Origin of the sequence: Glycomyces paridis, from assembly GCF_004912155.1 — a bacterium.
Taxonomy (GTDB): Bacteria; Actinomycetota; Actinomycetes; order Mycobacteriales; family Micromonosporaceae; genus Glycomyces; species Glycomyces paridis.
This window is the reverse complement of record NZ_STGX01000007.1, coordinates 187,041-197,006: the sequence shown is the minus strand read 5'-3', so window position 1 is coordinate 197,006 and position 9,966 is coordinate 187,041. Positions and strand designations below refer to the sequence as shown.

The 9,966-nt window shown below is 72.8% G+C and carries 10 protein-coding genes (1 of these 10 cut by a window edge); 9 read left to right on the top strand and 1 reads right to left on the bottom strand.

The window, feature by feature from the left end:
• From hppD to E9998_RS11425, 9 genes are all read left to right on the top strand, one after another.
• A protein-coding gene (hppD, locus tag E9998_RS11465) for a 4-hydroxyphenylpyruvate dioxygenase (RefSeq protein WP_136529825.1) crosses the window boundary here: on the top strand, positions 1-259 show its 3' portion. Its footprint begins 989 nt before the window's first position; 259 of the gene's 1,248 nt are visible here — the last part of the coding sequence; its start codon lies off the left edge, out of view; it ends in the stop codon at positions 257-259.
• 14 nt (positions 260-273) lie between these two features.
• Entirely contained in the window at positions 274-1,911 is a 1,638-nt protein-coding gene (gene hutU, locus E9998_RS11460) for a urocanate hydratase (protein ID WP_240037577.1), read from the top strand.
• A 44-nt stretch (positions 1,912-1,955) separates the two neighbouring features.
• The gene (locus E9998_RS11455) at positions 1,956-3,161 is read left to right on the top strand and encodes an allantoate amidohydrolase (RefSeq protein ID WP_136529823.1); all 1,206 of its coding nucleotides are present in this window, start codon (positions 1,956-1,958) and stop codon (positions 3,159-3,161) included.
• The gene (locus E9998_RS11450) at positions 3,155-4,450 is read left to right on the top strand and encodes a formimidoylglutamate deiminase (RefSeq protein WP_136529822.1); all 1,296 of its coding nucleotides are present in this window, start codon (positions 3,155-3,157) and stop codon (positions 4,448-4,450) included. The genes E9998_RS11455 and E9998_RS11450 overlap by 7 nt, the downstream gene beginning before the upstream one ends.
• Positions 4,447-5,592: an imidazolonepropionase gene (gene hutI / locus E9998_RS11445; protein ID WP_136529821.1), complete on the top strand. Its 1,146-nt coding sequence runs from the start codon at positions 4,447-4,449 to the stop codon at positions 5,590-5,592. Before E9998_RS11450 ends, hutI begins: the two co-directional genes overlap by 4 nt.
• Positions 5,593-5,601: 9 nt before the next feature.
• Positions 5,602-7,140 carry a histidine ammonia-lyase gene (hutH, locus tag E9998_RS11440; RefSeq protein ID WP_136529820.1) on the top strand — a complete coding sequence of 513 codons (1,539 nt, stop codon included), beginning with the start codon at positions 5,602-5,604 and terminating at the stop codon, positions 7,138-7,140.
• Positions 7,141-7,245: 105 nt separating this feature from the next.
• On the top strand, positions 7,246-7,527 hold the full coding sequence (locus tag E9998_RS11435) for a hypothetical protein (RefSeq protein WP_136529819.1): 282 nt from the start codon (positions 7,246-7,248) through the stop codon (positions 7,525-7,527).
• Between the two features lie 96 nt (positions 7,528-7,623).
• Complete coding sequence (locus tag E9998_RS11430) at positions 7,624-8,229, top strand: helix-turn-helix domain-containing protein (protein ID WP_136529818.1); 606 nt, start codon at positions 7,624-7,626, stop codon at positions 8,227-8,229.
• Positions 8,226-8,738, top strand: coding sequence for a hypothetical protein (locus tag E9998_RS11425; protein ID WP_136529817.1), 513 nt, complete (start codon positions 8,226-8,228; stop codon positions 8,736-8,738). Before E9998_RS11430 ends, E9998_RS11425 begins: the two co-directional genes overlap by 4 nt.
• 55 nt (positions 8,739-8,793) lie before the next feature.
• On the opposite strand, the gene E9998_RS11420 is transcribed toward E9998_RS11425, so the two are convergent.
• On the bottom strand, positions 8,794-9,933 hold the full coding sequence (locus tag E9998_RS11420; protein WP_136529816.1) for a hypothetical protein: 1,140 nt from the start codon (positions 9,931-9,933) through the stop codon (positions 8,794-8,796).
• Positions 9,934-9,966: the final 33 nt, after the last annotated feature.

The window sequence follows — 9,966 nt, the reverse complement described above, 5'->3', positions numbered from 1 at the left end:
CTACTACGAGGACCCCGAGATGCGCGGGCGCATCGGCGAGGGCCGCGTCCCGATCGAGGAGCTCCAGAAGCGGCGAGGCCTGGTCGACCGCGACGAGGACGGCTATATGCTCCAGATCTTCACCAAGCCGCAGCAGGACCGGCCCACGATGTTCTACGAGATCATCGAACGGCACGGCTCGCTCAGCTTCGGCAAGGGCAACTTCAAGGCCCTGTTCGAGGCCTTGGAGAAGGAGCAGGCCAAGCGCGGCAACCTGTGACGAAGGCGGAGTCGATGCACGCACCACACGGGACGGACCTGCACTGCCGCACCTGGCAGGCGGAGGCGGCCTACCGGATGCTCCAGAACAACCTCGACCCGGCGGTCGCCGAGCGCCCGGAGGACCTGGTCGTCTACGGCGGCACCGGGAAGGCCGCGCGCAGCCGCGAGGACCTCAAGGCGATCCTGCGGACGCTCCTGACGCTCGCCCCCGACGAGACCCTCTTGGTCCAGTCGGGGCGGGCCGTGGGCGTCATGCGCACCCACGAATGGGCGCCGCGCGTGCTCATCGCCAACTCGAACCTGGTGCCCGACTGGGCGACCTGGCCCGAGTTCCGCCGCCTCGAATCGCTCGGCCTGACCATGTACGGGCAGATGACGGCCGGGTCGTGGATCTACATCGGCACGCAGGGCATCCTCCAGGGCACCTACGAGACCTTCGCGGCCGTCGCCGCGAAGCGCTTCGGGGGCACGCTCAAAGGGACGCTGACGCTCACGGCCGGGTGCGGCGGCATGGGCGGCGCGCAGCCGCTCGCCGTCACCATGAACGACGGGGTCTGCCTCATCGTCGAGGTCGACCCCGAGCGGCTCGAACGGCGCCTGCGCACCCGCTACCTCGACACCGTCGCCGCCGACCTGGACGACGCCCTCGCGCAGGCCCTCGCCGCCAAGCGCGAGGGCCACGCCAAGTCCATCGGCCTGGTCGGCAACGCCGCCGAGGTGCTGCCCGAGATCCTCGCCCGCGGCGTCGAAGTCGACATCGTCACCGACCAGACCTCCGCGCACGACCCGCTGTCCTATGTGCCCGAAGGCGTCTACTACCGGGACGCCGCCGAGCTGGCGAGGAACGACGCCGAGGACTTCACCGACCGCGCCCGCGCCTCCATGGCCCGCCACGTCGAAGCCATGGTCGGCTTCCTCGACGCGGGCGCCGAGGTCTTCGACTACGGCAACTCGATCCGCGGCGAGGCCCTCGAAGGCGGCTTCAAACGCGCCTTCGCCTTCCCGGGCTTCGTGCCCGCCTACATCCGGCCGCTCTTCTGCGAAGGCAAGGGCCCCTTCCGGTGGGCCGCGCTCTCGGGCGACCCGGCCGACATCGCCGCCACCGACCAGGCCGTGCTCGACCTCTTCCCCGAGAACCGCTCCCTCAACCGCTGGATCTCCCTCGCCCGCGAACGCGTCGCCTTCCAGGGCCTCCCGGCCCGCATCTGCTGGCTCGGCCACGGCGAGCGGGACAAGGCCGGCGTGCGCTTCAACGAGATGGTCGCCGACGGGACGCTCAAGGCCCCCGTCGTCATCGGCCGCGACCACCTCGACTGCGGCTCGGTCGCCAGCCCTTACCGCGAGACCGAGTCCATGAAGGACGGATCGGACGCGATCGCGGACTGGCCCCTGCTCAACGCCCTCGTCAACACCGCCTCCGGCGCCAGCTGGGTCTCCATCCACCACGGCGGCGGTGTCGGCATAGGACGGTCCATCCACGCCGGACAGGTCACCGTCGCCGACGGCACCCCGCTCGCCGCGCAGAAGCTCGAACGCGTCCTGTCGAACGACCCCGCCATGGGCGTCATCCGCCACGTCGACGCCGGATACGCCGAAGCCGAGCAGGTCGCCGAGGACCACGGCGTCCGGATCCCGAACCGGGAATCCTGAACGCCGACCGGCGGCCCGCCGCGGCCGCCCAGAACGGGGAACGCATGGACACCGACGAGTTCCGCAGACTCTGGGACGAACTCGCCCCCATCGGGCGCCAGAGCGGCGGCGGCTACCTCCGGTACTCCTGGAGCGCCGCCGACCTCGCCTGCCGCGACTGGTTCCGCGCCCAGGCCCGCGAACGCGGCCTCACCTGCGAGACCGACCGCAACGGCAACCTCTACGCCTGGTGGGGCGACCCCGAATCGGGCGACGCCGTCCTCACCGGCAGCCACTTCGACTCCGTCCCGCACGGCGGCGCCTACGACGGCCCGCTCGGCATCGTCTCCGCCTTCCTCGCCGTCGACGCCCTCCGCGCCGCAGGCGACCGCCCCCGGCGCCCGATCGCCGTGGGCGCCTTCACCGAAGAGGAAGGCGGACGCTTCGGCGTCCCCTGCCTCGGCACCCGCCTCATGACCGGCGCCGTCGACCCCGACCGCGCCCGCGCCCTCACCGACCCCGCCGGAACCGCCCTCGCCGACGCCATGCGCGAAGCCGGCGCCGACCCCGACGCCCTCGGCCCCGACCCCGAACGCCTCGCCCGCATCGGCGCCTTCGTCGAACTCCACGTCGAACAGGGCCGCCGCCTCGCCGACGAGGACGCACCCGTCGGCGTCGCCAGCGCCATCTGGCCCCACGGCCGCTGGCGCCTCGACTTCACCGGCGCCGCCGACCACGCCGGGACCACGCGCCTGCCCGACCGCCGCGACCCGATGCTCACCTTCGCGTTCGCCGTCCTCGCCGCCCGCAAGGAGGCCCGCCTCGCGGGCGGCCTCGCCACCATCGGCCGCGTCGTCGCCGAACCCAACGCCACCAACGCCATCGCCGCCACCGTCACCGCCTGGCTCGACGCCCGCGCGCCCGACGAGGCCGTGCTCGCCGCCATCCTCGCCGGATTCAGGTCCAAAGTGACCGAACGGGCCGCACGCGACCGCACCGGCTTCACCATCCGCGCCGAATCCGAGACCCCCGTGGTCGACTTCGACGCCGACCTGCGCGACCGCATCGCCGAGCGATTGGGCGGCGCACCGGTCCTGCCCACCGGCGCCGGGCACGACGCGGGCGTCCTCGCCGCCCACGTCCCCACCGCGATGCTCTTCGTGCGCAACCCCACCGGCGTCTCCCACGCCCCCGCCGAGGCCGCGAGCGACGAGGACTGCGCCGCCGGCGTCGAAGCCCTCGCCGCCGTCCTGCGGGACCTCGCGTGCTGACCTACTGGGCCGAATACGCCCACCTGCCCAGCGGCATCGGCGCCGACGTCGCCATCGACGTCGCCGACGGCCGCATCACCGCGATCCGCCCCGGCGCCGAACCCCAAGGCGAGGTCCTCCCCGGCGTCACCCTCCCCGGTTTCGCCAACGCCCACTCCCACGCCTTCCACCGCGCCCTGCGCGGGCGCACCCACGCCGGGAAGGGCACCTTCTGGACCTGGCGCGAAGGCATGTACGCCCTCGCCGGGCGCCTCGAACCCGACACCTATCTCCGGCTCGCCCGCGCCGTCTACGCCGAGATGGCGCTGGCCGGGATCACCGCCGTGGGCGAGTTCCACTACCTCCACCACGCCCCGGACGGGCGCCCGTACGCCGACCCGAACGCCATGGGGGAGGCGCTCATCCAGGCCGCGGCCGATGCGGGCATCCGCATCACGCTCCTCGACACGCTCTACCTCGCGGGCGGGTTCGGCCTCCCGCTCGAAGGCGCGCAGCGCCGGTTCGGCGACGGGAGCCTGGAGGGCTGGCTCGACCGCGTCGAGCGCCTGCACGCCCCGCCGCACGCGATCGTCGGCGGCGCCGTTCACTCGGTGCGGGCCGTGCCCGCCGAGGCCATCGCCGCGTTCGCGTGCTCCACCGAGGGCAGGCCCGTGCACGTCCACCTCTCGGAGCAGCGCGCCGAGAACGACGCCTGCCGGGCCGCACACGGTTGCAGCCCTACGGAACTGCTGGAGCAGTGCGGCCTCCTCGGGCCCGACCTCACGGCCGTCCACGCCACCCACCTCGCCGCGCACGACATCGAACTGCTGCGCCGCTCGGGGACGACCGCGTGCTTCTGTCCCACGACCGAACGCGACCTCGCGGACGGGCTCGGCCCGGCCCGCGCGCTGGCCGAGACCGGCGTGCGGCTCTCCCTCGGCACCGACTCGAACGCCATTGTGGACATGTTCGAGGAGGCGCGGGCCGTCGAGATGCACGAGCGGCTCGTCTCCGAAGAACGCGGGCGCTTCAGCGTCGAGGAACTCCTCGCCGCCATGACCCGCCACGACACCCTCGGCTGGCCCGACGCGGGCCACATCGACGTCGGCGCCAGGGCCGACCTGGTCACGGTCGCGCTCCGCTCGCCGCGTACGGCCGGAGCCGACCCGTCCGGGATCGTCTACGCCGCCACGGCCGCCGACATCACCGACGTGGTGTGCGACGGCCGCCGGATCGTCGCCGAAGGGCGGCACGCGAGCATCGACGCGGGGGCCGAACTCGCCCTCGCCATCGGGGAGTTGTGGGCATGAGCGTCCTGATCGACCGCATCGGCGAACTCTTCACCGCCGACCCCGCGCACGGGGTCCTGGAGGACGCGGCCGTGGTCCTCGACGGCGACCGCGTCGCCTGGGTCGGGCCCCGTTCGCGCGCACCGGAAGCGGACGAGCGCCTCGACGCCGACGGGCGCGCCGTCGTCCCCGGCTTCGTCGACTCCCACGCGCACCTCGTCTTCGCAGGCGACCGCTCCGCCGAGTTCGCCGCGCGCATGGCCGGGGAGCCCTACACCGGCGGCGGCATCCGCACCACCGTCGCCGCCACCCGCGAGGCGAGCGACGAGACGCTGCGCGCCAACGTCGCCCGCCTCACCGCCGAGATGCTCCGCCAGGGGACAACCACCTGGGAGATCAAGTCCGGGTACGGGCTCACCGTCGCCGACGAGGCCCGCTCGCTGCGCATCGCGGGCGAGTTCACCGCCGAGACCACGTACCTCGGCGCGCACACCGTCCCCTTCGGAGCGGACGCGGACGCCTACACCGCGCTCGCGTGCGGGCCGATGCTCGACGCCTGCGCGCCGCACGCCAAATGGGTCGACGTGTTCTGCGAGAAGGGCGCCTTCGACGGCGACCAGGCGCGCGCCGTGCTCACCGCCGGCGTTGCCAAAGGCCTCCTGCCGCGCATCCACGCGAACCAGCTCACCGCCGGACCCGGCGTGCGCCTCGCCGTCGAACTCGACGCGGCCTCGGCCGACCACTGCACCCACCTCACCGACGAGGACGTCGAAGCCCTCGCCGCATCGTCCACAGTGGCCACACTGCTGCCGGGCGCCGAGTTCTCCACCCGCTCGCCCTACCCCGACGCGCGCCGCCTCATCGACACGGGCGCGGCCGTCGCCCTCGCCACCGACTGCAACCCCGGCTCGTCCTACACCTCCAGCATGGCCTTCTGCGTCGCGCTCGCCGTGCGCGAGATGGGCATGACCCCCGCCGAGGCCCTGACCGCCGCCACCGCAGGCGGCGCGGCCGCGCTGCGGCGCGACGACATCGGGCGGATCGCCGTCGGCGCCCGCGCCGACCTCGCCGTGCTCGCCGCGCCCTCGTGCGTGCACCTGGCCTACCGGCCCGGCACGCCCCTGATCGAGGCCGTCGTACACGGCGGCACCCGGGTGACTTGAGGAGCAACGATGTCCACTGTCCATATCAAGCCGGTCCCCGTCACGCCCGCGGAGGTGATCGCGGTCGCCCGCGAGAGCGCCCGCGTCGCGATCGACCCCGAGGCCCGCGAGGCGATGGCCCGCAGCCGCGCCTTCATCGACGACATCGAGCGCGAAGGCCGCCCCGTCTACGGCGTCTCCACCGGTTTCGGCGCCCTCGCCAACACCTTCGTCGCGCCCGAACGCCGCGCCGAACTCCAGCACGCGCTCATCAGATCGCACGCCGCGGGCGTCGGCGACCCGATGCCCAAGGAGGTCGTGCGCGCCATGATGCTGCTGCGTCTGCGCTCCCTCGCCTTGGGCCGCTCCGGGGTCCGGCCCGAGGTCGCCGACGCGCTCGCGGCGCTGCTCAACGCCGACGTCACCCCCTGGGTCCCGCGCCACGGCTCGCTCGGCGCCTCCGGCGACCTCGCCCCCTTGGCGCACTGCGCGATGGTGCTCCTCGGCGAGGGCTGGGTCCTCGCCGACGACGGCTCCCGGTCCGAGGCCGCGCCGGTCCTCGACGCCGCGGGCCTGTCCCCGATCACGTTGTCCTCCAAGGAAGGGCTCGCGCTCATCAACGGCACCGACGGGATGCTGGGGATGCTCCTGCTCGCCGTGGCCGACCTGCGGCACCTGCTCGTCATGGCCGACGTGTGCGCGGCGCTGTCGAACGAGGCCATGCTCGGCTCCGACCGGCCCTTCCAGCCCGAACTGCACGAGATCCGGCCCCAGCCCGGCCAGGCGCTCAGCGCCGCCAACATCCACCTGATGCTCCAGGACTCCGAGGTCATGGACTCCCACCGCAACGACCTCGCGCACGCGGTGCAGGACGCGTATTCGATGCGGTGCGCGCCGCAGGTCGCCGGAGCGGCCCGCGACGTCCTGGCCTACGCCGAGACCACTGCCGCGCGCGAACTCTTGTCCGTAGTGGACAACCCTGTGGTCCTGGCGGACGGGCGGGTCGAGTCCACCGGGAACTTCCACGGCGCGCCGCTGGGCTACGCGGCCGACTTCCTCGCCATCGCCGCCGCCGACGTCGGCTCGATCTCCGAGCGGCGCGTGGACCGCCTGCTCGACGTCACCCGCAACAGGGGCCTGCCCGCGTTCCTCAGCCCCGACCCCGGCGTCAACTCCGGGCTCATGATCGCCCAGTACACCGCCGCGGGCGTCGTCGCCGAGAACCGCCGACTCGCCGCCCCCGCCTCGGTCGACTCCGTGCCGACCTCGGGGATGCAGGAGGATCACGTCTCGATGGGCTGGGCCGCGGGCTGCAAGCTGCGCACCGTCCTCGACAACCTCGGCACGCTCCTCGCCGTCGAACTGCTCTCCTCCGTCCAGGGCCTCCAACTGCGCCAGCCCCTCATCCCCTCGCCCGCGGCCCGCGCCGCCATCGCCGCCGTCGCCCCGATCGCCGGGAAACCCGGCCCCGACCAGTTCCTCGCCCCCGTGATCGAGCAGGTCAGGCACCTCGTCCAGGGCCCCGCCCTCCGCGCCGAGATCGAAGCCGCCGTGGGCCCGCTGCGCTGAACGGTCGCGCAGTCGGAAAGTCGACACTGCCGCCGAGCGGCTGCGCCGACCCTCCGCCGCTGCCAAGCTGATCGCGGAATCGGCATGGAAGTCGGAGGAGACACGATGCGAGTGAGGAAGTGGATGGCGGCAGGTTTCACCGCCGTCGCGGTCATGGCGCCCGCCGGTGCCGCGGCGGCGGCGGAACCGGCCGCCACGACACCGGGAACGACCGTCGGGCACGTGCTCGAAGGGGAGGAGTACCACGGCAAGTACTGGTGGCGGGCCGACTGCGACGCCGACGGCCGGGCCAAGAAGGACGCGAACCCGGCCCGGTACTCGGGCCACGAGTGCCGCCAGGGCGACACCTGGCCGTACATGTGGAACCTCTGGATGATCACGCACTGATCCAGAGCACCCGCGCGCAGAGGCGCCCCGCTCTCCTCCAGGAGCGGGGCGCCTTCGCTCGATAAGAAAATATAGCTAACATGCTATAGTCGCCGCATGAATCTCGACCGCGCCGTCGACCGCCTGCGGGAGGCCCGACTGCGGCAGGGCCTGTCGCAGGAGGCCGTCGCCGAACGGATCGGCACCACGCAGTCCGCCGTCGCCCGCTTGGAGTCCGGCCGCACCGACCCCCGGCTCAGCACCCTCGTCCGCTACGCCGAAGCGGTCGGCGCCGACCTGGAGGTCGGCCTCGCCGCGGAGCCGTGGTCGCTCGACCGGACCGCCGCCGACATCCGCCGCTCGCTGGAGGCCGGCGATCCGAACGACGCGCTCCGGCATGTCGTCCAGTTCCTCGACGACGTCGCCCGCGCCGATCCGGCGTCGGCGGCGCGGTCGATGCGGCTGGAGCCCGAGACCACCGGCGACCGGCGCTGGGACGCCCTCCTCGGCGGCATCGCCGAGTACGCCGGCCGCCGCGCCCGGATTCCGGTGCCCGGCTGGGCGACGGCGCCCGGCAGGTTCCTGCACCGCTTCTGGTTCGTCGTCGAAGACCTCATCGGCCGGCCCTCTCCGGGCCTCGCCGCGATGTCGTTCGCCTCCGCCCCGCCCGAACTCGCCAACCGCGGCGTGTTCCTCGACCGATCCTCATTGGAGAGCGTGTGACCCTGCTCGGCCGCGAGGCCATCCTCGCGCTGCTCACCGAACTCGGCGCCGCACTCGAGGAGGCCGGCGAGCGCGCCGATCTCTTCCTCGTCGGCGGCGCGGTCATGGCCTTGGCCTACAACACGAGACGGGCCACGCGCGACCTCGGCGCCGTGTTCGAGCCGAAGCAGGTCGTCTACGCGGCGGCCAAACGCGTCGCCGAGCGGAACGGCCTGCCCGAAGACTGGCTCAACGACGCGGTCAAGGGCTTCCTGCCCGGCAGCGACCCGAACGCGACGCTCCTGTTCGAGAAGCCGGGCATCGCCGTGCGCGTCGCCTCACCGCGCTACCTGTTCGCGATGAAGGCCGTCGCCGCGAGGATCACCCGCGACGCCGACGACCTGATCCAGCTCTACGGACTCGCCGGCTTCGCCTCGGTCGAGGAGGCGCTCGGCTGCGTCGAGGAGTACTACCCGCCTCATCTGCTCACGCCGAAGACCGAGTTCATCGTGCGAGAACTCCTGGCCTGACCCGCATTCGCGCAGAGGCGCCCCGCTCTCCTCCAGGAGCGGGGCGCCTCTGCGTTCAGGATTCGAGGAGGGCCTGGGCGGTCTCGAGGTAGGCGTACATCTGCTCCTGCCAGGCGTAGACCTCGGATTCGTGCTCGAGCATGCGGCCGATGTTCATGGCGCGCCATTGGGATCGGCCGGCCTCGCGGTAGCCGGTGTCGTCGGCGCAGGCGGCGAAGGCGGTGGCGAGGGCGAGTTCGGCGGCGAAGGCGGTGTCGTAGTCGTAGGGGGCGTCGGCGGGGATCTCGGGCATGGCGGCGAGTTCGGCATCGGGGAGGGGGTCGAACTCGATGCCGGCGTTCGCCGGGTCGGGCGGGTAGAAGGCGTGGACGTAGAAGAACGGGTCGACGTAGCCGTCCTGGTTGAAGTCCCAGCCGGGTTCGGTGTCCGCGTCGAGGCAGACCAGGAACGCGCGCTCCTCCTCGCGGGTGAGGTCGCGCCAGTCGCGGATGTCGTCGTAGTAGTCCCAGTCGACCCACAGCGGGTTCGGCTCGCCCCACTCCCAGAGGACGGACGGGTCCTCCACGTCGGTGATGCGGGTCGGCTCGCCGTAGACCGCGCTGTGCATCTCGCCGTCGCAGCCGCCGGGTTCGGGCTCCTGCAGGCGCTCCTCGTCGGTGTCGTTCGAGTCCCTCCAGGCGACGACCGCGGGCCCGAAGTACGCCCGGTTCCACGCCAGCCGCTCCTCGTCCGACAGGTCGTACCAGGGACCTTCCATGGTGTTGTAGTAGTCCTGCATGTAGTCGGGGACCTCGTCCTCGGGGGCGAGTTCGCTCCCGTCGTAGGTCTCGGCCCAGACCATGAAGCCGTTCTCGGCGGCCTCCTCGGCGGTGGGGATCTGCTCGACGGGGGCCTGGAAGTCGAGCAGGTCGAGGTCGCCTTCGGCGCCGCTGGGCCACAGGAAGAGCTCGGTCTCGTCGTGGACGGTGAAGCCCTTGTCCTCCAGGCAGCGGCGCATGAGCCGGTTGAGGATCGCGTCGAGTTCGCCGCCGACCTCCATGCCCTCTTGGAGCGCGGCCTGGAGGCGCGCCTCGTCGTCCTCGTCCGCTTCGAGGCCGAGGTCGACGCGCTCGTCCAAGGGGTCTTCGGGCGCTTCGGTGCAACCGGTGAGCGCCAGGAGCGCGGCGCCGACTATCGCGATGGGTGTGCGGTGCATGTGTCCCCGACGCCGCGGGGGGCCGGTCCGGTT

What these genes read in the sequence shown, in the direction of transcription:
- hutU (WP_240037577.1), top strand. Translation starts at nt 274, where the DNA reads ATGCACGCACCACACGGGACGGACCTGCACTGCCGCACCTGGCAGGCG.
- hutI (WP_136529821.1), top strand. Translation starts at nt 4,447, where the DNA reads ATGAGCGTCCTGATCGACCGCATCGGCGAACTCTTCACCGCCGACCCC.
- E9998_RS11430 (WP_136529818.1), top strand. Translation starts at nt 7,624, where the DNA reads ATGAATCTCGACCGCGCCGTCGACCGCCTGCGGGAGGCCCGACTGCGG.
- E9998_RS11435 (WP_136529819.1), top strand. Translation starts at nt 7,246, where the DNA reads ATGCGAGTGAGGAAGTGGATGGCGGCAGGTTTCACCGCCGTCGCGGTC.
- hutH (WP_136529820.1), top strand. Translation starts at nt 5,602, where the DNA reads ATGTCCACTGTCCATATCAAGCCGGTCCCCGTCACGCCCGCGGAGGTG.
- E9998_RS11420 (WP_136529816.1), bottom strand. Translation starts at nt 9,933, where the DNA reads ATGCACCGCACACCCATCGCGATAGTCGGCGCCGCGCTCCTGGCGCTC.
- E9998_RS11455 (WP_136529823.1), top strand. Translation starts at nt 1,956, where the DNA reads ATGGACACCGACGAGTTCCGCAGACTCTGGGACGAACTCGCCCCCATC.